The organism is Devosia sp. 2618, assembly GCF_040546815.1.
In the GTDB taxonomy this organism is placed as follows: domain Bacteria; phylum Pseudomonadota; class Alphaproteobacteria; order Rhizobiales; family Devosiaceae; genus Devosia.
Window position 1 is genome coordinate 1,685,800 of the sequence record NZ_JBEPOO010000001.1, and the last position, 21,756, is coordinate 1,707,555.

Genomic DNA, 21,756 nt, shown 5'->3' on the forward strand with positions numbered 1-21,756 from the left:
CCCTGCAGTTCGTCATCATGCCGCCCTTACTGGCGCTTATCGTGATCGGGTTCTTCTGATGGCCCGCAAACCCGCAGACAAACCCGCAGACAAACCGGCTATTACCGCGTGGTTTCCCGAAACCGATCAGTTTCGCTTGGCCGTATTGGGCAAGCTTGCCGAGGAAGCCAGCGAACTATCCGCCCGCGCCTGCCGCTGCATCATCCAGGGCCTCGACGAACGCGACCCGGAAACCCAGCGCCTCAACCGCGAAGAACTGGCCCGCGAGGTCGCAGACGTTACCGCCTGCCTCGAAATCCTCCGCGAAGTCCTGAGCATCGTCCCCAGCGACACCCGCATCGCCAGCAAAGCCAACGGCTTCCGCAACTGGCACCACCTCATCGCAGGAGCGGACTGATGGTCCAGATCACCTTGAAGGGAAACGTGCCCCTCGACCCTCGGCAAAGAGTATTGGCCATCGAGGCTGCCGTTGAAGCACTCTGCCGCAGTGCCGGCGAGGACCCCGCAGACGCAGTAATGACCCTATTAACGGCAGCCGCGCATATCTGCCTCAAACAGACCGGCAAAGGACTGGACGAAATCACACCTACAATGGCGGAGTGCTTGGGCGCCGCGCTGATGGCGGCCGATGGATTTTTCACGTTGAGGGATGCAAATGCCTGACCGTATCCAGCTATCCCGCCAGAAGGGCTGGCGCATGCCACTCAACACCATCAGCGTGGCTCGACCCGGCAAATTCGGCAATCCGTTCACAGTTGCCAGCCTCCGAGAAACTGGCATCCGGTTGACCGAAGAACAGATGCGCTCCCGCGTCGTCGATAGCTTCCGCCGCTGGCTGGAAGGGAGTTCGCGCGACTGGATGGGGCCAGAGAGTGACGCTGCCCGCGCAGCCATGCTCGCCGCCCTCTCCGAGCTGCGCGGCAAGAACCTCGCCTGTTGGTGCAAACTGCACGGCCAGCCTTGCCATGCCGATGTTTTGTTGGAGAAGGCAAATGCATGACGCAAAAGACCAGGTGATCACCCGCGCCCGCACCCTGCTCGATGCCGTCACCTATGACAGCGACGGAATCATGATCGGCCACCAGCGCCAGGGCGGTAATGGCGGCCTCCTGTCCCGCGACAGCCTCAAAGCCGCCGACCAACTGCGCAAGGCCCTCGATGCGCTCGATAGCACACCAATCACCAAGGAGGTGGACGGCAACAAGCCGTCCTGACGACATGGGGATACGCTCATCAGCCCTTGCCGAACTGTCGGCCCCATCCCTGCCCCGCATCGGCTACACCCGCTCTGAGGCCGCCGAGATCGTCGGCGTGGGCACAGACCTGTTTGACCGCGCCGTCGCCGCCGGCGCCATGCCGCCGCCGCGCCAGCTGGGCAAGCGCCTGCTTTGGGACATTGACGAATTGGTCCGGGCGTTCCGCGACCTGCCGCACAAAGGCGCTTCCAATGCTGATGACGGCGAGTCATCCTCCGTCGACAAAGACATGGTCTGATGGAAGCTCAATTGGAAGAAGACAAGCGCGCCAAGGGGCTGATCAAGGATACTGATCGCCATGGCAATGACCGCTGGTATTTCCGGCGCAAAGGCATGCCGAAAGTGCGCTTGCGTGAAGCCTATGGCTCAGATGGCTTCTGGGAAGAATACTCGGCCGCCGTGCTCGGCGTCCCATATATCAAAGGCGGCGCCAAGCCGAAGCCGATCAGGATTGGCGCCAAGGCTACGCCCGGAACCTTCCGCCATCTCGTTGAGCAATATATGGCGCGCGCGGTTATCAACCAGGCGCCGCACACCAGATCGCGCAAGCGCCTCGTGCTTGATGAAATCTGCCTAGAAACCTGCCTCAGCAAATCCGGTGAAACCACCACTGGCGAGTTCGCCTATCGCAAGATGGAACCGCGCCATATCGCCATCATCCGCGACCAGAAGCCCGGACGCCCAGCAGCTGCGAACAATCGGCTAAAGATCGTCTCCGCGATGTTTGAATGGGCCATCGTGCCAGAGGTGGCCTTGGCCACGTTCAATCCCGCGCGAGGCGTCAGGAAGCTGGAAGAAAGCAGAGACGGTCATCACACCCTCACCGAGCAGGAACTGGCCGCCTACGAATCCCACCATCCCCTTGGCACCAAAGCACGGCTGGCCTTTGCGATCTTCCGTTACACTGGCCTGCGGGTCTGCGACGCTGCCGTGTTCGGCCGCCAGCACCTCTACCTCAACAGGCTCAATGACGGGACGGAAGAAGTTCGCTTCCGCATCACGCCTAAGAAAACCAGCAAGTCCACTGCCGTCGTGGTCGACATGCAGGTTCTGCCCCCGCTGGCCGACGCCATTGCGGCACTACCATTGAACGATCTGACGTTCCTCACGACAGAATGGGGCAAGCCATTCAGCGAAAAGGGCCTCGGCAACAAGATGCGGGATTGGTTCGATGAGGCCAAACTATTCCATTGCTCATCGCATGGCATCCGCAAGGCAGACGCAACGATCGCAGCAGAAAACGGCGCAACCGGACATCAGCTCATGGGAATGATGGGCTGGACGACGCTGAAACAGGCCGAAATTTATACCCGAAAAGCCGAGCGAAAGAAGCTCGCGACCTCTGGCGCACCCCACCTGCTCAAGCGCGGCTGAGAGTACGATTCGGGAACAAAAGTGTCCCACCTTTTAAAGGGTGGTGAGAAGTGGGACGAAAAGCCCCAAATTCTCTTTTAATATCAATGTCGGGAAAAAATGCTGGAGGCCTCGTCCGGAATTGAACCGGAGTACGCGGATTTGCAATCCGCTGCGTCACCACTCCGCCACGAGGCCTCTGGCGCGGGGTTCTAAGCCAGCGCACTTTCTTATGCAAGGGATCGGGTTGCCAAAGCGTTATTTTCCCGCAGCTATTGCAAATGGGCGTTTTGACGGGTTTCGAGCTTCACCAAGCCGTTGGGCTTGCATAGGCTGGCCGCGCAATACTTGAGGGGGCGTGGGTGAGCGAACAAACTTTGTCCGGCGGGGGCCGGCGCGACTATTTGCAGCCGGTGATGGCAGGGGCGCTGGCGGCCATTGTTGGTTATGCGAGTACGTTCACGCTGGTGCTGGCGGCGCTGACGGCGGCGGGGGCTTCGCCGCAACAGGCCGGCTCGGGGCTGATGTCGGTGTGTATCGCCATCGGCATTCTCAATATTGTGGTGAGCTGGCGGGTGCGGCTGCCGGTGAGTTTTGCCTGGTCGACACCGGGTGTGGCGTTCTTGCTAACGGTCGGGGAGCCGGTGGGCGGCTTTCCGGCGGTGGCGGGCGCGTTCCTCGTAGCGGCGGGGCTGATCCTTCTTACCGGGCTCATCAAGCCGCTGGCCAAACTGATTGGGGCCATCCCTGCCCCGATTGCCAATGCCATGCTGGCGGGCATGCTGCTGACGCTGTGCCTCGCGCCGATTACGGCAGTTGGGGAAATGCCAGCGCTGGCGCTGCCGATCGTTTTGGCCTGGGCCATCGGGATGCGGTTTGCGCGACGCTATGCGGTCCCGATTGCCGTGGTGGTGACCGGGATTTTGCTGGCGACGACGACTCACCTGCCGCCCGGTGCGCTGGACGGAACGTGGCCAAGCTTTGTGCCGGTGATGCCGGTGTTTACGCTGGACGCGATCATCCGCATCGGGCTGCCACTCTATATAGTGACCATGGCATCGCAGAATCTGCCGGGGCTGGCGGTGATGAAGGCCAACGGATTTGTGCTGGCCCCTGCTCCGCTATTTATCGTGACCGGCATCGCCAGCGGCGCGACGGCGCTGTTTGGCGGGCATACCAGCAATCTGGCGGCGATCACGGCGGCGATTTGCGCCGGGCCTGAGGCGCATCCGGACAAGAGCAAGCGTTGGCCTGCGCCAATTTCAGCGGGCGTGGTTTACCTTCTGCTGGCGCCAGCAGCGAGCCTGGCGGCAGCTTTCATCGCTGCATCGCCACCACTGCTGATTCAGGCGGTGGCGGGGCTGGCGCTGTTGTCGAGTCTGGCAGCGGCTTTGTCGGGCGCGCTGGCGGCTGAGGAGACGCGGTTGCCCGCCGTGCTGACCTTTGTAACGACGGCCTCGGGCATTACCATTATTGGCGTGGGCGCACCGTTCTGGGGGCTGGTGGCGGGAATCGGCATGATGGTGCTGCTGAGCGCCGGGCTGAAACCCGTTCGCGACATTACCGGGAAATGAGCCTGCCCCACGCCGTCATCATTGCCGGCGGCAAGGGCGAACGGCTGGGCGGTGTGCGCAAGGCGGATTTGCGAATCGGCGGTCGACGGTTGCTGGATCGGGTGATCGAATCGCTTGGGGCCGTGGCAGCGCCATTGATGCTGTCGACGGGGCCGACGCTGTCGATCAGCAGCGATTGTGTGAGTGTGGCGGACCTCAACGCTGACGTGGGCGGGCCTTTGGCCGGCTTGGCGGCGGCGGTGGCGCATTTGGACAGGGAGGGCGTTAGCAAGGGGCTGCTGGTTTCGGTGGCTGTTGATACGCCGTTTCTGCCGCGGGACTTCGTGGCGCAGATGAAAGATCGGCTTGGTGATTCCGCTGCAGCGTTTGCGGCATGGGAGGACGACTTTTATCCGCCCAATGCGATCTGGCGGATCGAGGCGCTGACTGACCTTCCGGAACGTGTGAGGCGCGGGAAGGCTCCGAACAGCCTTAAAGCCTTGCAGGTCGGGCTTTTTGCGCGGCGGATCGACTGGACAGAGGCCGGTGGCGAGAACCCATTTCGCAATATCAATACGATTGCCGACCTCTTGAGCCTGGGGAAAACTCTGCGCGGCTGAGCCTTCCACAGCAAGTTTTGCACACTGGGGGCTATTGGGGCTTGGCAAACCAAATCAAGTCCGTTACATGGACCTCGTTCTCGCAAGAGGGCACACGAATAGGTATTCCGCGGTAGCTCAGTGGTAGAGCAATCGGCTGTTAACCGATTGGTCGTAGGTTCGAATCCTACCCGCGGAGCCATTCGTTTCCAGTGACTTAGGTCACTCACCCCTCCCCCACAGACCACAAGTTTTCATGCAGCTGCTACCGGCAGGCTGAAGGTTTTGTGCTGTCAGGACATGCCGATCCAGAGCGGCCCGGCGGCCGAACCATAGATGGTGGTGGCGGGACTGGCGCGCTGTATGGGCAGGCTGGATGTGTGGCCGCGCGACAGATCGGCGACCAGGGTAAGGCTGTCGCCATTATGGGTGCGGCGGAAGGCCAGCAGGTCGGGGCCCAGGTCAATCGCCTCGTAATTTCCCTCAGAGAAGAGACTCGGCAGGCGGCGGCGCAGTTGCAGCAGGGTTTGGGTCAGAATCATTTTGTCATCGCGGCCCTCGAAGGGTGCTGCCAAGGCCTTGGCGAGCCTGGTGAAATCGAGCGAACGGCGATTGTCCGGATCGACGAAGCTTTGTTCCCAGTCTTCGGCGCCGCGATAAATGTCGGGTACGCCGGGCATGGTGAGTTTGAGGCCGAGCTGGATCAGCGCCTTGCGGCGGCCGATCGCGACGAGCGGTTCGTGGACGCTGTGGAAGCTGGCGAGAAATTCGGGGTTGGCCAGCAGGTCGTCTATTAGATCGGAAACCTTGCCCTCGTATTCGGCATTGATGACGGCCCAATCGCTGTGTTGGCGGGCTTCGCGGGCAGACTTGGTCATGGCGGCTTTGAGTCGGTTGGCGAAATTTGTGAGATCGCCGTTGATCAGCCACCCACCCAGCATGAGTTGCAGCAACAGATAGAGATCGCTGGCGGCGATGGCGTGCGGGGGAAGCATGGCTTGCCATGCCCGTGTGGCTGCGTGCCAGATTTGGGGTTCGTCACCGATGGCGGCGATGATGGCGCGGAGGTCTTCGCCGTGCTTGGTGTCGTGCGTCGAAGTGGCGAGCATGCTGTGCGGATGGGTCTTGAGGCGGCGTCGATTGCTGTCGTGGAAGGCGGCGATGGAGGTGCTGAAGCGATCCGGATGCGCGCCGACTTCGTTGAGCGCGACAAGGCGGTTGTAGCGATAGAGGGCGGTGTCCTCGAGGCCCTTGGCCATGACTGGGCCGGTATATTGCTGGAAGCGGCCGATGGCGGCGGTGATGGCAGCGACGTCGTAGGCCGGTGGCAGATTTCCGCATAGGAGCGCCGCGACGAAATCGAACACGGCGGCTGGGGTGTGCGGGCGCGTGAGCAGAGCTTTGGCTATGGCGAGGGCGATTTCGCGATGGTCGCGCGGCGACATGCCCTTTTCGTCGGCATAGGTGCGGTAGACGCTCAGGTGGGCGATGATTTCGCGCAGGGCGCGGCGGAGGGCGGCTTCGGTGAGGTCGGCTGTGAATTTGGATGACCAGGCGATAGCGGCGACTTGGCGCGTTAGCGTGGTCAGTTCGGCGGATAGTTCGTTGTCCATGATGCGGAGTTTGCAGCGGAATTCTTCTTCGGCTGGCGAGGTGACGGGGCCGATGAAATCGGCATAGGCGGTGCTGAGTTTGTGCTCGGCTTCGGGGCGCACGAGCACGCGGGTGAGCATGGCCCCGACTTCGTAGCCAGTGGTACCCTCGACCGGCCATTCGGCGCGGAGTTGTTCGTGCGGGGCGAGGATTTTTTCGACGGCCAGATAGATCGGGCGTGGCGACCTGGCACGCAGGGTTTGCAGGTAGGCTGTAGGGTCGAGCAGGCCATCGACGTGATCGATGCGGAGGCCGTCGACGTGGCCCTCGCCGATCAACGCGAAAATCAGGCTGTGGGCGTGGTCGAAAACCTCGGGGCGTTCGATGCGGATGCCGGCCAGTTCGCTATTGATGAAGAAGCGACGGTAGTTGATTTCGTCGGAGGCGACGGTGAAGTGGGCGATGCGCCAGTGCTGGTTGGCGATAAGGGCATCGAGTGCCGACCAGCTTTCGGCATTGCCTGGAATGCCGGTGTGGGCGGCGATGGCGTCGAGCGACAGCTTGGCGGCGTCTTCGTCGCGGATGGGCAGTTTGTGGGTGTCGTAGGCCCATACGGCAAAGCCGTCGCCATCGGGCTTGAGGCGTAACGAACCGGTTACCAGAGCCTCGGCGTAGCTTTCGCCGAGGAAGGGCACCAGAATTTTGCCCTGCATGCCGGGGCGCGCGGCATTCCAGTCGATATCGAACCAGTCGGCATATTGGCTGGCCGAGCCGTGCTTGAGAACGTCGAGCCAGAGCGTGTTGTCGGCGCCGCCGACGCCCATATGGTTGGGCACGAAATCGAGGATGATGCCCATGCCGTGCTGCTTGAGCACGTGGGCCAGCGCGCGGAAATCATCGAGCGTGCCGAGCTCGGGATTGATCTGGGTGTGATCGACCGTGTCATAGCCATGCGTGCTGCCGGGCTGTGCCTTGAGGATGGGCGAGAGGTAGGCGTGGCTGATGCCCAGGGCGTTCAGATAGGGCACAAGGGCCTTGGCGTCAGCGAAGGTGAAATGCTGGTTGAGCTGCAAGCGGTAGGTGGCGCGCGGCACAGTCATGGGCGCGGCTCGCTTTTCAGCAAGAGTGCTGTGTCGCCGGGGAGAATCCAGAATTGTGCGGGATCGAACGGGCGACGACCGGCGCCATCATAGTCGGGATGTTCGCTCGACCAGACGGGGCTCCATTTATGGCCGCGTGGCGGGGCGAGCAGCGGTTCGGCGACGACACCAATTTGCAGGTCACGACCAAGATTGACCAGCAGCAGGCGATGGCCTGCCGGGGCTGGCGTCAGATAGCGGATGAGCAAGGCGGCATCCCCGATGACGGCGCCGTCGATGCGGCGGTCGGTGGTCTGGGAGAAGGCAGGGTCGGTGCGGCGGAGCCTGAGCAGGTCGCGGTGTAGCGCGAGGACGGCTTTGTTCTGGGCGGACCAGTCGAGTTTGCTGAGCTTGAAGGTTTCGGTCGCGGCGGGATCGGGCAACAAGAGCTGCATGGCGGGATCAGCGACGCTGGGGAAGTTGGTGAGGGAATGGCGGCGGCCTTCTGCGACGGCCTTGGCATCATCGCCGTCGAGACCGAAGAAATAGAGGAATGGATTGGTAGTGCCGAATTCCTGCCCTTGGAACAGGCATGGGGTTTGCGGGCCGAGCAGGAGCAGCGCGGTGACGGCGCGGACGCGGGCTGGCGAGGTCAGCGCAGCCAGACGAAAGCCGCGGGCGGAATTGGCGACCTGATCGTGGTTTTCGAGGAAATGGACGAAGTGCTCCGGGGCGGTATCGAGATTGTCGGTGCCATAGGCCTTGTCGCGCATGTCGGAGCGCTGGCCCTGATAGAGGAAGCCGTATTTGATCGCTGACACCAGCTCCTGCGGCGAACCGAGATAGTCGCGATAGTAGAAATCGTTGTGGCCGGTGATGGCGACGCGGACGGCATGCTGGAAATCGTCGCTATACATAGCATCGAGGCCATAGCCGCCCCGCTCCGGGGAATCGATCATCCGGTGTTCCTGCGGCTGGTTTTCGACCACGAGATAAAGCTGGCGTGAACCGGCGGCGGCGCGGATGGATCGCGAAATTTCGGCGATGATGTGGTCGTCGCTGGCGTCGAACATGGCTTGGGCAGCATCGATGCGCAGGCCGTCGAGGTGGAAGTCGCGGACCCAGTAGACGGCGTTGCCGACGATGAAATCGCGCACGGCGCGGCTGCCTTCACCATCGAAATTGAAGCTGGCGCCCCACTCGTTTTCGTAGCGGGTGGTGAAATAGTGGTCGCTATAGGCGTGGTAGTGATCGCCGAGGCCGACGTGATTGTAGACGACATCGAGAATGACGCCGATGCCGAGGGCGTGGGCGGCATCGATGAAGGCGCGCATGTCGTCGGGGGAGCCGTAGGGCGCGAAGGGGGCGTAGGGAAGCGTGGTGTCATAGCCCCAGCCGAAACGGCCCTTGAAGGTAGCGACGGGCATGATCTGGAGGACGGTGACGCCGAGATCGTGCAATGCGGCGAGGCGCGATTTGGCGGATTGCCATGTGCCTTCACTGGTGAAGGCGCCGATGTGGAGCTCGTAGATGACCTGATTTGGGCACTGCACCCCGGGCCAGAGGGCGTCGGTCCATGGGAAGGCCGAGTCCGTCACCATGGAGGCGCCGTCATTGCCGTTCGGCTGGCAGCGCGAGGCTAGGTCCGGGTAGAATTGACCGCCGTCGATGCTGAAAGTGTAGCGGGCGCCGGGGCGGACATTGGGCACGTGGCCCGTGAAATAACCGTCGCCGACGGCAGAGAGTGCGAAGGTGCCCTGCCCGTCGATTTTGACCGAGGCCGAGGATCGCCCCAGGGCCCAGAGCGTGAAGCGTGTACCGGCTGCATCGGGCACGGCGCCCAGCGAGTCAGAATAGGACATGGATGCTGAACCGACCGGTAGGAGGAACTGGCAGAACGGGCCTCCGCGCCGTTCGTTCCTCCGGCCATGATTTGTCTGACGAATTTGGGCTTTTGCGGCCCAAATGCGGGCTGGATCGGCGCTTTTGTCACGAACCGGGTCGCGCGGTCGTCGGCGCGGCTGCAAGCCATTGCCAGCGCTCAGTTTGCGCGCTAGGGCTGCTCATAATTCAGGCAATCGGATTATTTCCCTCATGGACGCGGTAACGAGCAAGGCCCCTCCGGCCGTGCGTACTTCGCACAACATCATTCTGGCCGTCAGTGCGTCGCATCTGATCAACGACCTGATTCAATTTCTGCTGCCGGCGCTCTATCCGCTGCTGCGCGCCAACTATGAACTGGACTATTTCCAGATCGGCCTGCTGACCCTTGCGCAGCAGATCACGGCCTGCGTGCTGCAGCCGCTGATGGGGCTGTATGGGGATTCCAAGCCAAAGCCGTATCTGCTGGCAGTGTCGCTGCTGATCGTGACGCTGGGTGTGATCATGCTGGCGACGGCGAACAGCTTCCTGTTGCTGCTATTGGCGGCGGCGGTGCTGGGCGTTGGTTCGGCATTGTTCCATCCGGAAGCCTCGCGTGTTTCGCGGCTGGCCTCGGGCGGCAAGCTGGGCTTTGCCCAGTCGGCCTTCCAGGTGGGCGGCAATGCGGGCACGGCCATTGGCCCAATTGCGGCGGCACTGATCGTGTTGCCGCTCGGGCAGATGAGCACGGTGTGGTTCGGTTTTGTCGCCGTGGTTGGCATTTTGCTGCTGACGTATGTCGGTCGCTGGTATGCTGCCCATCAGCGTCAGGCTGCGGCGGCCGGTCCGATTGCCAAGCCGATCAAGCCTGCGATTTCGCGCAATCGGCTGATCGTGGCGTTCTCGGTGATCGGGGCGCTGCTGCTGAGCAAGTACGTCTATATCGAGACGTTCAAGAGCTATTACACCTTCTTCCTGATCGAGAAGTTCAACCTGCCGGTGCAGGACGCGCAGTTCTATCTATTCATGTTCCTGGGCGCGATTGCGGTGGGCACGTTCTTTGGCGGGCCGATCGGCGACCGCTTCGGGCGGCTGACCGTGATCTGGGGATCGATTGTTGGCGCCCTGCCCTTCACGCTGGCAATGCCCTATATGGACCTTTATGGAACGGCGGCGATGAGCATCATTGTCGGGCTGATCCTGTCATCGGCGTTTTCGGCCATCGTGGTCTATGCGCAGGAACTGGTGCCGGGCAAGGTGGGCATGGTCTCGGGCTTCGTGTTCGGATTTGCCTTCGGCATCGGCGCCATCGGCGCGGCGGTGCTGGGCGCCCTCGCCGACGAAATCGGCATGGTGCAGGTGTTTGCCTACTGCGCTTTCCTTCCCATATTGGGTTTTCTCACCATCTTCCTGCCACGGACCGCAGAATTGCGCCGGCAGGTTTCGCCTAAGTCTTAGGAGACATTATGAGCAACGGCATGGATATCGACGGCGAAAGCCAGATCACGCTGACCCGTACCATCGACGCCCATATCGATGACGTGTTTGCCGCCTGGACCGATCCGGCACTGATCGAACAGTGGCAGGCCGACGAGGCCGAACTCGATGCGTTCGAGGGCGGCGAATACAAGTTCACCACCTTCGGCGATGACGAAGATCCGGAAGATCACGTCGTCAGTGGCGAGATCCTGCAGTTCGTCGAAAACGAAAAGCTGGTCATGTCCTGGGTGCACAAGGACGATGAGGAAGACGGCGAAGACCTGATCTTCGTGCTCGAAATCGCCTTCCAGGCAATTGGCGAAGACCAGACACGGCTGACGCTGACGGAACGCGGTCTGGCCCATACCGACCCAGAATCGCGCATTTTCTCGATCGAGGCGTGGAGCGCCGCGCTCGAGCATCTTGCCGAAGTGATGGAATAGGCTGAACCAAAAGGGCCTCCGGGGCGTATCAGCAGCGGAGGCCTTTTCATGACATCGACGAGCTTAGTCTGGCTGCGCAACGATCTGCGCATTGCCGATAACCCCGCCCTCAGCGCAGCCGTCCGCGCGGGCGATGTGGTCATTGCCCTCTACATTCACGAGACGACCAAGGGTGTGCGCGCGCCCGGCGCTGCTGCGCGCTGGTGGCTGCATCACAGCCTTGTCGATCTGGGTGCGGCCTTGGCCGAGCGCGGCATTGCGCTGGTGGTCGAGAGCGGCAATGCGCTCAAGCTGGTGCCGGAACTGGTAGCGCGGCACAAGGCGGGCGCGGTATTCTGGAACCGGCGTTATGCGCCTTGTCAACGGGAAGCCGACGCGGCGATCAAGGCCAGTCTCAAGCAGGATGGCGTCAGCGTTGAGTCGTTTGCGGCCAATGTGCTGGTCGAGCCGTGGGATATCAAAACCGGTCAGGGCAAACCCTATTCGGTGTTCACGCCATTCTGGAAAACGCTTCGCGACATGCCGATCCCGCAGCCATTACGGCGGCCGGATGCGGGCGGGCCGATCAAGGCCATGCCGGTGGACTCGGACTATCGTGAACCCCATTGGAGCCCCAAGATGGCGCCGTATTGGGCCATTGGGGAAACTGCTGCGCAGCTGGCGCTGGTGGATTTTCTGGACGAGCGGCTGGACGGCTATAAAGACGGGCGCGACGTCCCTGCCAAGGAGGCAACGTCGCGGCTGTCGCCCCATTTACGGGCGGGCGAGATCAGCCCACGGCAGATCTGGTACGCGGCACAGGCGATTGCCCATGGCGATCACACCAAGCAGGAAGCGGTCGACAAATTCCTGTCGGAAGTGGCGTGGCGCGATTTCAGCTATCACCAGCTCTATCATCGGGCAGATATCGCCAGCGTGCCGATGCAGCCCAAATATGCGGGCATGCCGTGGCGCGGGGCCGAGGACGATCTGATCGCCTGGCAGCAAGGGCAGACCGGGTTGCCGATTGTCGACGCGGGCATGCGCGAGCTTTGGGAAACCGGCTATATGCAGAACCGGGTGCGCATGTTGGTCGCCTCGCTTTTGGCCAAGAACTTGCTGGTGGACTGGCGGCTGGGCGAAGCGTGGTTCTGGGATTGTCTGGTCGATGGCGATGTGGCGAGCAATCCGGCCAGTTGGCAATGGGTGGCCGGTTGCGGGCTCGATGCCGCGCCGTACTTCCGCATCTTCAATCCGGTAACGCAGGGCGAACGGTTTGACGCCAGCGGCGACTATGTGCGGCGCTGGGTGCCGGAAATCGCGGCGCTGCCAGACAAATGGGTACAGCAGCCAGCCGATGCGCCGGCAGATGTGCTCAGGAAAGCTGGCGTCGTGATCGGCAAGACCTACCCGGCCCCCATCGTTGACCTCAAGACATCGCGGGTTCGTGCGCTGGAGGCATCCAAGCATCTGTAACTGGCGGAATGGTATTGCTCGAAATCAACATAGGCGCACAGGCGTTGCGTTGGGGAATGTGCTCGCGAAAAGCCTTGCCGTGATGACCGTATAGGGTTGCGGGTGGCGAGCACGGCACCTACCATAAGTCACTCAAAGACCAGCCAGATTGATCCATGTCCAAGCACCAAGATCTCATCGCCGCCATTGGCAATACGCCGCTGATCCGTCTCAATCGCGTGTCCCAGCTCACGGGATGCGATATTTGGGGCAAGGCCGAATTTCTTAATCCCGGCCAGTCGGTGAAAGATCGTGCGGCGCTGTTCATCATCCATGATGCTGTCAAATCCGGCGCGCTCAAGCCCGGCGGCACCATCGTCGAGGGCACGGCGGGCAATACGGGCATCGGGCTGACGCTGGTGGCCAATTCACTGGGCTTTAAATCGGTGATCGTCATCCCCGATACGCAGAGCCAGGAAAAGAAGGACGCGCTGCGCCTTTATGGCGCCGAGCTGATCGAAGTGCCGGCCAAGCCCTACAAGGACCCGAACAACTACATCAAGATTTCGGGGCGGCTGGCCGAAAAGCTGAACCGCGAACTGCCCGAAGGCGCGGTCTGGGCCAACCAATTCGACAACACGTCCAACCGGCGCGCGCATATTGAAACCACCGGGCCGGAAATCTGGCAGGACCTGAATGGCCGGATCGACGGCTTTATCTGCTCGGTCGGTTCGGGCGGAACGCTGGCTGGCGTGGCGGAAGCGCTGCGGTCACGCAATTCGGACATCAAGATTGGCCTCGCGGACCCAGAGGGTGCGGCGCTCTACAATTTCTACGCGCATGGCGAGCTGAAATCGTCGGGCAATTCGATCACCGAAGGTATCGGTCAGGGCCGCATTACGGCGAACCTTGAAGGCCTCAAGATCGACTATCCGTATCAGATTTCGGACGGCGCGGCCCTGCCCTACATTTACGACCTGCTCGAGCATGAAGGTCTATGCCTTGGCGGTTCGAGCGCCATCAATATTGCGGGTGCAGTGCGGCTGGCGCGTGATCTGGGTCCTGGGAAGACCATCGTCACGATCCTTTGCGATTACGGCAATCGCTATGCCAGCAAGATTTTCAACCCGGTCTTCCTGCGCGAAAAGGGCCTGCCCGTGCCGCGCTGGACGGAAGATCGTGCGCCCATCGACATTTCGAGCGTGATCGAGCCGGTCGTCGCCTGACGGGCGGGATTGTCCAAACATTCTGCGCTGATAGAGTGCGGCCCTACCAACCAAGCAGGGCCCATTGATCGGCATTGATGACTTTTTGCGCGCGATAATTGCTGACCTGCACATCGTCGCGGCCATAACGGCCGCGATTTATCTTTTGGCGTTTGTCTGCGCCGTGCGCGAGATCATGAATTCGCGCACCTCGCAGGGCTCCATTGCCTGGATATTGGCGCTGGCCCTGCTGCCGATGCCGACGGCGTTTTTGTACCTGATCTTTGGCTGGAAGGCGTTTGACGACTACGCTACCGACCGCATTCGCAATGGCCGCTCGGCCCGCCCGTTGCGCGCCAAGGACCTGGCGCTGATAGACCGCGAAACCAGCCACAAATGGCCGGTACAGGTGAAGGTGTCGGAAGTGCCGTTTCTCAACGGCAACGAGGTGGAAATCCTTGTCGACGGCAAGGCGACGTTCGACTCAATTTTCGAGGGCATCGCCCAAGCCAAAAGATACCTGCTGGTGCAGTTCTACATCGTGCGCGACGACGCGCTGGGCAAGGAACTGGCTGAGCGGCTGATCGAACGCGCCAATGCGGGCGTCGAGGTCTTTCTGCTCTATGACGATATCGGCAGCACCGGCATGCCGCGCCGCTATCGGACGCAACTGCGCGATGCCGGCATCAAGGTGGCCGGGTTCAATCAGCGGCACAAGTTCCTGCGCTTTTACGGTCCGACGCGGATCAACTATCGCAATCATCGCAAGATCGTGGTGGCCGACGGCGAGCATGCCTGGGTTGGTGGGCACAATGTGGGCGTCGAATATCTCGGCGAAGACCCGCGCTTCGGGCGCTGGCGCGATACGCATGTGCGGGTGTCGGGGCCGGCAGCGCTAGGTTGCGCGCTGCTGTTTCGCGAGGACTGGGAATGGGCGACGGGGCAGTTTCTGGCCGACGCACCCCCTGAAACGGTAGCGACGCCCGGCGATCAGTCGGTGCTGGTGATGGGCAGCGGGCCGGCGGACAAGCTCGAAGAATGCGCCATTGCGTTCACCGACATTATCGGGCGGGCGCGGGAGCGGCTGTGGATCGTCAGCCCCTATTTCGTGCCGGACACCGATATTCGGACGGCCCTGTTTGCCGCCAAACTGCGCGGCGTCGATGTGCGCGTGATGTTGCCCAATGAACCGGATCACAAGATGGTTTGGCTTGCCTCGATCGCCCATGCCGATGCGATGATCGAGCATGGCGTATCGATCTATCGCTATCAGAACGGTTTTCTGCACCAGAAGGTGGTGCTGATGGACGACGAAATCGCCACCATCGGCAGCGTCAATTTCGACAACCGGTCCTTCGCCATCAACTTTGAAATCACGCTGTGGTTTGCCGACCGGCAGACCATCGACAATGTCGAGGCGATGCTGACCGAGGACTTCAACCATTGCCGCAAGGTCGATATGGATGAGGTCAAGGGCCGGACCTGGCCGATGCGTTTTCTCACGCAGGCCGCGCGCCTGCTTTCTCCCCTGCTCTGAGTATTTTCATGACCGAATTTTTGTTCCGCGAAGACAGCTATCTCCAATCCACGCCAGCAACGGTGGTGGCCATCACCGAGGACGGTGGCGTGGTTCTCGACAAAACGGTGTTTTACGCGGCGTCTGGCGGCCAGCCGGGCGATAGCGGCACGATCCAGCTGGCGGATGGCACATTGGTTGTGATCACCAGCGCGGTGCATCCGGACGGCGACAAGACGCGGATCGTGCATGTGCCGGCCGAGGGCCAGACTCTGCCCAAGGTGGGCGATGAAGTGGTCGCGACCATCGACTGGGAGCGGCGTTATCGGCTGATGCGGATGCATACGGCGCTGCATCTGCTGTCGGTGGTGTTTGCCTTCCCGGTGACGGGCGGTTCCATCGGCGAGGACAAGGGGCGGCTCGATTTCAGCATGCCGGAAGTTCCGGCCGATCTGCCCGCGCTTGAGGCCCAGCTCAATGCGATGATTTCTGCCGGTCACGCGGTGACGCAGGAATGGATCACCGATGAGGAAATGGCCGCCAATTCCGATCTGATCAAGACGATGAATGTGAAGCCACCGATGGGTCAGGGCCGCGTTCGACTGATCCGTATTGGCGATGTCGATCTGCAGCCGTGTGGCGGCACGCATGTGCGCAATACGTCCGAAATCGGCCGGGTGACGCTGGGCAAGATCGAGAACAAGGGCAAGCAGAACCGTCGGGTCAACCTGCTGTTTGCAGACTAAGGCCTAGCGCACGGGCGGCGCGTAGAGCCGCCCACCATTGGTCCAGAGGGAGTTCTGGCCACGCAGCAGCGCAGCGCCGGTCTGCGGGCCGAAGTGGCGATCATAGAGTTCGCCATAGTTGCCGACGGCACGGATCACATCGGCCATGAAGGATTTGCTCAGGCCCAGCGGCGTGCCGTAGTCGCCATCAACGCCCAGAATACGACGAATGGACGGGGTGCGGGTCGCCATCAGGGATTCGACGTTTTGCGAGGTGATGCCGACTTCTTCGGCATTGATCAGGGTGAACATGGTCCAGCGGACGATGTTGAACCATTGGGAATCGTTGTCGCGCACCACAGGGCCCAGCAGCTCCTTGGAGATGCGTTCGGGCAGGATGCGATGCGCCGACGGCACGGGCAGCAGCCGGCGGATGGCCTGAAGCTGGCGGCTGGACGCCGAAATCACATCGCAGAAGCCAGCCTGATAGGCGGCCGACAGGTCGGCGACGTCTTCATAAGGTACGTCGGAATAGCGAGCCTGATTGACGAAGAAGAAGTCCTGGATGCGCTCCATTTCTTCGCCGCCATCGAGGACGCAGACGCTGACATCGTCGAGCTCAAAGGCGGAGACGACGCCGAGGGCCTGGGGCACAAGGAAGGCCTGACCGTCGAAAAACGCCGTGCCGACATAAGTGGCGCCATAGACGGTGTCGCGGCGTTCGGTCCATGGACCACTGCGGGTCAGCACATCGACGGCGCCGGTTTGCAACGGGGCGAAGCGCGTTTCGCCGCGTAGCGAGCGGAACTCGATCTTGTCGGGATTGCCGAAGACGGCGGCGGCGATACCGCGGCAGAGGTCGACGTCAAAGCCAGACCAGCGACCTTCAGCATCTTGTTGAGAAAAACCGGGCAAGGGATTGGTGGCGCCGCAAATCAGGAAACCGCGCTCGCGCACGGTTTCGAGTGTGGTGGCGCGGGCGGGCAGCGCGGCAAGCGTCAGCGCGCAGGCCAGGCCCGCCGCCATAGTCAGTACACGCTTGAACACACCAGTCACTCTAGGGGCTTCCCCTGTTATTGGCGCTATATTGGCAGGCATGATCTGAGGGTCAACCCGCGCGGCCCAATGGCTTGTGCGAAAGCGGCAGGTCAAGCGGTATATTGGTGTGGGGGAGCAATGTGCGATGGGGCACCCACCACCATCTCAATATGGATCCCGGCCCAAGGCCGGGATGGCATCGCGGTTGGGAGGCATTCGGTGTGAATGATTGACGCACACCGAACGCTATTCTTGGTCCGACCTCAGTGCAGGATTTGGCTGAGGAAGAGTTTAGTGCGTTCGTGCTGTGGGTTTGAAAAGAACGCTTCGGGTTCGTTCTGCTCGATGATCTGGCCCTGATCCATGAAGATGACGCGGTTGGCGACCTGACGGGCAAAGCCCATTTCGTGGGTCACGCAGATCATGGTCATGCCTTCTTCGGCGAGGTTGATCATCACCTCGAGCACTTCCTTGACCATTTCTGGATCGAGGGCCGAGGTGGGCTCATCGAACAGCATGATCTTGGGCTGCATGCAGAGCGAACGCGCGATGGCGACGCGCTGCTGCTGGCCACCGGACAATTGACCGGGGAACTTGTTGGCCTGTTCTGGAATTTTGACGCGCTCCAGATAGTGCATGGCAGTCGCCTCGGCCTCTGCCTTGGGAATGCCGCGCACCCAGATGGGGGCCAGTGTCAGGTTCTGCAGGATTGTCAGATGCGGGAAGAGGTTGAAGTGCTGGAACACCATGCCCACTTCGCGGCGCACTTCGTCGATGCGCTTGAGGTCGGCGGTCAGTTCGGTGCCATTGACGATGATCTGGCCCTGCTGATGCTCTTCCAAGCGGTTGATGCAGCGGATCAACGTCGACTTGCCTGAGCCCGAGGGGCCGGCGATGACGATGCGCTCGCCCTCCATCACCTTGAGGTTGATGTCGCGCAGCACATGGAAATCGCCATACCACTTGTGCATGTCGATCACTTCGATGGCCACGTTGGTCTGGGAGACCTTCATGTGCGAGGTGTCGATACTCCGATCGACGGTGGTTTCGGAGACTTGGCTCATGGCTTACCTCTTATGCCCAGTGTCCAGGCGGCGTTCCATATACATGGAGTAACGGGACATGGAGAAACAGAAAATCCAGAAGACGAACGCGGCGAAAAGATAGCCGGTCATGGCCTGGGTGGGAGAACCCCAGACGACATCGGACGCTGCTGACTGAACGGCATTCAGCAGATCGAAGATGCCGACGATAGACACCAGCGAGGTGTCCTTGAACAGGGCGATGAAGGTGTTCACGATGCCCGGGATCACGTGCTTGAGCGCCTGTGGCAGCACGATGAAACCCATGGATTTCCAGTAGCTGAGGCCAAGCGACGACGCCGCCTCGTACTGGCCACGCGGCAAAGCTTGAAGGCCGCCGCGCACCACTTCGGCAAGATAGGCCGAACTGAACAAAGTGACGCCGATCAGGGCCCGCAGCAGCTTATCGACCGTCGTGCCCTGCGGCATGAACAGCGGCAGCATGACCGAGGCCATGAACAGCACGGTGATAAGCGGCACGGCGCGCCACAGCTCAATGAACATGATGCAGAGCGTCTTGATGATCGGCAGCTTGGACTGTCGCCCGAGGGCGAGCAGAATGCCCAGCGGGATCGAGCAGATGATGCCCACCAGCGAGATGATCAGCGTGACCAGCAAGCCGCCCCACTGTTCGGTCGGCACCGAGCGAAGACCGAACACACCACCATTGAGCAGGTAGAAGCAGACGACCGGATACACGACGAAGAACAGAACGGCGTTGATGACCTTGAACGGCGCCCGTGGGATCAGCAGCGGCACGATCAGCAGCGCGCCGAGCAGGAACACCAGATTGGGGCGCCAATACTCGTCGGGTGGATAAAAGCCGTAGATGAAGAAGTTGATGCGGGCGCCGATATAGGCCCAGCACGCCCCTGCCCCTGGCACCCGACATGCATCCGGCTCAAGGCCGAACGGAATGGCGTGGCCACCAAAGGTGGTGGGAACGAGGAAGAAGAACATCGGCGGGACGATCAAGAACAGCAGGCCGAGCACCACCAGCGACATGATGGTGTTGGGAATGGATGAGAACAGGCGTGTCCTCAGCCACAGGATGGGTCCGCTGGTGCGATGGGGTGCGGGTTGGGCTGGCACCATTTCCGAACGTATGAAGTGCGTGGTCATGGGCGGCTCCTAGCGTTCGACCAGCGCAACGCGGCCATTGTACCAATTCATGAAGGCCGAGGTGAGCAGGGAGAAGGTGAGATAGACCAACATGGTCATGCCGATGACCTCGATGGCCTTGCCCGTCTGATTGAGCGTGGTGCCGGCAAAAACGTTGACCAGTTCGGGATAGCCGATGGCGGCACCGAGCGATGAGTTCTTGGTCAGGTTCAAGTACTGGCTGGTCAGCGGTGGAACGATGACGCGCATTGCCTGTGGCAGAACCACAAGACGCAGGCGGTCGCCTTCCTTGAGGCCAAGCGATTCCGCAGCCTCTGTCTGGCCACGGCTGACCGCCTTGATGCCGCCGCGCACGGTCTCGGCGATAAAGGCCGCCGTGTAGATCGACAGACCGAATGCCAGAGCGACAAATTCGGGTGGAAGCTCAAGACCGCCACGGAAATTGAACCGCTGCAGTTCAGGAAAGTCGAAACTTACGGTCGCGCCGCTGAGCAGGAAGACCGCCAAGGCGATCAGAATGCTGCCCCCGAGGGCCGTCAGAAAGACCGGGAAACGACGACCTGTTTCAAACAGCCGACGGCGAGCCCACCGACGCAGGACGAAGCAGAACACGACGACGATGGCCAGAGCCAGCCACATCCAGACGATGCGCTCATCCCAAACCGGACGCGGCACGAAAAAGCCGCGCTGATTGAGGAAAGAGCCGAACGGCAGAGCCAGACTATCGCGGACTGCGGGCATGGCCTTGAGGACCGCGAAATACCAGAAGAACAGCTGCAGCAGCAGCGGGATATTGCGGATGATTTCGACGTAAAGCGTAGCAAGACGCGACACGAGCCAGTTCGACGACAGGCGCGCTATGCCGATGGTGAAGCCGAGGATCGTGGCAAAGAAAATGCCGATCGCGGCCACAAGCAGCGTGTTGAGCAGACCGACGACAAAGGCCTGCCAGTAATAGGAGGTGCGGTCGAAGGGGATGAGCGTGAAGCTGATCGAAAAGCCGGACGTGCGTCCGAGGAAGTCGAAACCAGTCGACTTGTTTTGCGCTGCAAGGTTTTGGGCCGCGTTGATGACGATCCAGGTAAAGAACCCGATCACCAGAACGGCAACCAGCAGCTGGTAGATATATCCCCGAATGACGGGGTCGTTATAGAAAGTCGTTTTTGGTGGGTTGCCTGAGGCACCATCCAGAGCGGCCATCGCGTCGCACCTAATGTCTGTGGCTGTTTGCTTCGGCTAACAGGCTGCAATTGCAGGGCAAAAAGCCTCTGCATCGGGCACGCGTGCCCGTTACATCTGAAAGACGAAGTGTAAAACCAAACTGGCGCCGTCCTTTGGGGGACGGCGCCAGCGTGATGGCTTACTAGCGGATTGGCGGCGAGTATTGCAGGCCGCCCTGGTTCCACAGAGCATTCAGGCCGCGCGGCACACCAATCGGGCTGCCTTCACCCATGTTGCGGTCAAAGGTTTCGCCGTAGTTGCCGACGAGCTTGACGATGCGATAGGCCCAATCATTGGTGAGGCCGATTGGAGCACCGAATTCACCTTCGACGCCCAGCAGGCGACGGACGGATGGATTGTCGGAGCCGAGCTGCTCATCGACGTTAGCCTGGGTCACGCCCAGTTCTTCAGCTTCGAGCAGTGCGTAATAGACCCAACGACCGATGTTGAACCACTGTGGATCGCCCGAACGGACGGAAGGCCCAAGCGGCTCCTTGGAGATGATCTCTGGCAGCAGGACGTGCTCGCTTGGATCCGCGAACTTGGTGCGGTCCGATGCCAGCTGGGACGCATCCGAGGTCAGCACGTCGCAACGGCCGTCTTCGTAGGCCTTGAGCACTTCGGGCTTGTCGACGAACACGACTGGGTTGAAGTCGAGATTGTGCGACGCGAAGTAGTCAGCAGCGTTCAGTTCTGTGGTGGTGCCGGATTCGATGCAGATAGCAGCGCCATCGAGGTCAAGTGCCGAGGCAATGCCGTCCGACTTGCGAACCAGGAAGCCCTGACCGTCATAGTACATCACGCCAGTGAAGCTGATGCCCAGATCGGTATCGCGGGACATGGTCCAGGTGGTGGTGCGCGACAGAACGTCGATTTCACCAGCAGACAGAGCGGCGAAGCGCTCCTGCGAGGTCAGCGGGGTAAAGCGGACGGCCTGCGCGTCATTGAAGATGGCGGCGGCGATGGCACGACAGTAGTCGACTTCTAGGCCGCTCCAGTTGTTGTTGGCATCTGGCTGCGACATGCCGGGCACGCCGGCGGTAACACCGCACTGGACGAAGCCCTTTGCCTTCACAGCATCCAGAGTTTGCGCCTGCACAGCAGTCGCGCCCAGGCCCATCGATGCTACAACCGCCATCGTTACGAGCGTTTTTTTCATTGTGATTGCCTTTGTTTCCTGACTTTTTTCCCCGAAGCT

Annotated in this window: 21 protein-coding genes and 2 tRNA genes; 15 read left to right on the forward strand and 8 right to left on the reverse strand. The window is 61.3% G+C overall.

Annotation, left to right across the window (positions count from 1 at the left end; all coding sequences use genetic code 11):
* The first annotated feature begins 58 nt into the window (after window positions 1-58).
* The 6 genes from ABIE28_RS08465 to ABIE28_RS08490 are packed head-to-tail and all read left to right on the forward strand — an operon-like array spanning window position 59 to window position 2,630.
* Window positions 59-397, forward strand: coding sequence for a nucleoside triphosphate pyrophosphohydrolase family protein (locus ABIE28_RS08465; RefSeq protein WP_354061917.1), 339 nt, complete (start codon window positions 59-61; stop codon window positions 395-397).
* Window positions 397-663: a hypothetical protein gene (locus ABIE28_RS08470; RefSeq protein WP_354061919.1), complete on the forward strand. Its 267-nt coding sequence runs from the start codon at window positions 397-399 to the stop codon at window positions 661-663. The genes ABIE28_RS08465 and ABIE28_RS08470 overlap by 1 nt, the downstream gene beginning before the upstream one ends.
* On the forward strand, window positions 656-1,000 hold the full coding sequence (locus ABIE28_RS08475; protein WP_354061921.1) for a DUF4326 domain-containing protein: 345 nt from the start codon (window positions 656-658) through the stop codon (window positions 998-1,000). The genes ABIE28_RS08470 and ABIE28_RS08475 overlap by 8 nt, the downstream gene beginning before the upstream one ends.
* Window positions 993-1,214: a hypothetical protein gene (locus ABIE28_RS08480; RefSeq protein WP_354061923.1), complete on the forward strand. Its 222-nt coding sequence runs from the start codon at window positions 993-995 to the stop codon at window positions 1,212-1,214. The genes ABIE28_RS08475 and ABIE28_RS08480 overlap by 8 nt, the downstream gene beginning before the upstream one ends.
* Before the next feature lie 4 nt (window positions 1,215-1,218).
* Window positions 1,219-1,494 carry a helix-turn-helix transcriptional regulator gene (locus ABIE28_RS08485; protein ID WP_354061925.1) on the forward strand — a complete coding sequence of 92 codons (276 nt, stop codon included), beginning with the start codon at window positions 1,219-1,221 and terminating at the stop codon, window positions 1,492-1,494.
* Complete coding sequence (locus tag ABIE28_RS08490; RefSeq protein ID WP_354061927.1) at window positions 1,494-2,630, forward strand: tyrosine-type recombinase/integrase; 1,137 nt, start codon at window positions 1,494-1,496, stop codon at window positions 2,628-2,630. The genes ABIE28_RS08485 and ABIE28_RS08490 overlap by 1 nt, the downstream gene beginning before the upstream one ends.
* 103 nt (window positions 2,631-2,733) lie before the next feature.
* Here the strand turns inward: ABIE28_RS08490 and ABIE28_RS08495 are convergent.
* Window positions 2,734-2,807, reverse strand: a tRNA-Cys gene (locus ABIE28_RS08495).
* 164 nt (window positions 2,808-2,971) lie between these two features.
* On the opposite strand from ABIE28_RS08495, the gene ABIE28_RS08500 reads away from it, so the two are divergent.
* From ABIE28_RS08500 to ABIE28_RS08510, 3 genes are all read left to right on the forward strand, one after another.
* Complete coding sequence (locus ABIE28_RS08500; protein WP_354061929.1) at window positions 2,972-4,183, forward strand: benzoate/H(+) symporter BenE family transporter; 1,212 nt, start codon at window positions 2,972-2,974, stop codon at window positions 4,181-4,183.
* Window positions 4,180-4,782: a molybdenum cofactor guanylyltransferase gene (gene mobA / locus ABIE28_RS08505; protein WP_354061931.1), complete on the forward strand. Its 603-nt coding sequence runs from the start codon at window positions 4,180-4,182 to the stop codon at window positions 4,780-4,782. The genes ABIE28_RS08500 and mobA overlap by 4 nt, the downstream gene beginning before the upstream one ends.
* Before the next feature lie 106 nt (window positions 4,783-4,888).
* Window positions 4,889-4,963 (forward strand) — tRNA-Asn (locus ABIE28_RS08510).
* Between the two features lie 91 nt (window positions 4,964-5,054).
* Here the strand turns inward: ABIE28_RS08510 and treY are convergent.
* Window positions 5,055-7,454: a malto-oligosyltrehalose synthase gene (gene treY / locus ABIE28_RS08515; RefSeq protein ID WP_354061933.1), complete on the reverse strand. Its 2,400-nt coding sequence runs from the start codon at window positions 7,452-7,454 to the stop codon at window positions 5,055-5,057.
* Window positions 7,451-9,295: an alpha-amylase family glycosyl hydrolase gene (locus ABIE28_RS08520; RefSeq protein WP_354061935.1), complete on the reverse strand. Its 1,845-nt coding sequence runs from the start codon at window positions 9,293-9,295 to the stop codon at window positions 7,451-7,453. Before ABIE28_RS08520 ends, treY begins: the two co-directional genes overlap by 4 nt.
* 232 nt (window positions 9,296-9,527) lie before the next feature.
* On the opposite strand from ABIE28_RS08520, the gene ABIE28_RS08525 reads away from it, so the two are divergent.
* The 6 genes from ABIE28_RS08525 to ABIE28_RS08550 all read left to right on the forward strand — a co-directional run bounded on the left by ABIE28_RS08525 (window position 9,528) and on the right by ABIE28_RS08550 (window position 16,116).
* Window positions 9,528-10,751, forward strand: coding sequence for an MFS transporter (locus ABIE28_RS08525; RefSeq protein ID WP_354061937.1), 1,224 nt, complete (start codon window positions 9,528-9,530; stop codon window positions 10,749-10,751).
* An 8-nt stretch (window positions 10,752-10,759) separates the two neighbouring features.
* Complete coding sequence (locus ABIE28_RS08530; protein WP_354061939.1) at window positions 10,760-11,215, forward strand: SRPBCC family protein; 456 nt, start codon at window positions 10,760-10,762, stop codon at window positions 11,213-11,215.
* 48 nt (window positions 11,216-11,263) lie between these two features.
* Window positions 11,264-12,670, forward strand: a complete 1,407-nt coding sequence (locus ABIE28_RS08535; protein WP_354061940.1) for a cryptochrome/photolyase family protein — start codon at window positions 11,264-11,266, stop codon at window positions 12,668-12,670.
* A 155-nt stretch (window positions 12,671-12,825) separates the two neighbouring features.
* Complete coding sequence (locus ABIE28_RS08540; protein ID WP_354061942.1) at window positions 12,826-13,875, forward strand: cysteine synthase A; 1,050 nt, start codon at window positions 12,826-12,828, stop codon at window positions 13,873-13,875.
* Window positions 13,876-13,939: 64 nt separating this feature from the next.
* Window positions 13,940-15,391 (forward strand): cardiolipin synthase, encoded by a 1,452-nt coding sequence (cls, locus tag ABIE28_RS08545; RefSeq protein ID WP_354061944.1) that lies wholly within the window; start codon window positions 13,940-13,942, stop codon window positions 15,389-15,391.
* A gap of 8 nt (window positions 15,392-15,399) precedes the next feature.
* Window positions 15,400-16,116, forward strand: coding sequence for an alanyl-tRNA editing protein (locus ABIE28_RS08550; protein ID WP_354061945.1), 717 nt, complete (start codon window positions 15,400-15,402; stop codon window positions 16,114-16,116).
* A 3-nt stretch (window positions 16,117-16,119) separates the two neighbouring features.
* On the opposite strand, the gene ABIE28_RS08555 is transcribed toward ABIE28_RS08550, so the two are convergent.
* The 5 genes from ABIE28_RS08555 to ABIE28_RS08575 all read right to left on the reverse strand — a co-directional run bounded on the left by ABIE28_RS08555 (window position 16,120) and on the right by ABIE28_RS08575 (window position 21,717).
* Complete coding sequence (locus tag ABIE28_RS08555) at window positions 16,120-17,142, reverse strand: amino acid ABC transporter substrate-binding protein (protein ID WP_354061947.1); 1,023 nt, start codon at window positions 17,140-17,142, stop codon at window positions 16,120-16,122.
* Window positions 17,143-17,396: 254 nt separating this feature from the next.
* Window positions 17,397-18,197, reverse strand: a complete 801-nt coding sequence (locus ABIE28_RS08560; protein ID WP_354061948.1) for an amino acid ABC transporter ATP-binding protein — start codon at window positions 18,195-18,197, stop codon at window positions 17,397-17,399.
* Window positions 18,198-18,200: 3 nt separating this feature from the next.
* The gene (locus tag ABIE28_RS08565; RefSeq protein WP_354061950.1) at window positions 18,201-19,337 is read right to left on the reverse strand and encodes an amino acid ABC transporter permease; all 1,137 of its coding nucleotides are present in this window, start codon (window positions 19,335-19,337) and stop codon (window positions 18,201-18,203) included.
* 9 nt (window positions 19,338-19,346) lie between these two features.
* A complete protein-coding gene (locus tag ABIE28_RS08570; RefSeq protein ID WP_354061952.1) occupies window positions 19,347-20,537 on the reverse strand; it encodes an amino acid ABC transporter permease in 1,191 nt (396 codons plus the stop codon).
* Window positions 20,538-20,700: 163 nt separating this feature from the next.
* On the reverse strand, window positions 20,701-21,717 hold the full coding sequence (locus ABIE28_RS08575) for an amino acid ABC transporter substrate-binding protein (RefSeq protein ID WP_354061953.1): 1,017 nt from the start codon (window positions 21,715-21,717) through the stop codon (window positions 20,701-20,703).
* Window positions 21,718-21,756: the final 39 nt, after the last annotated feature.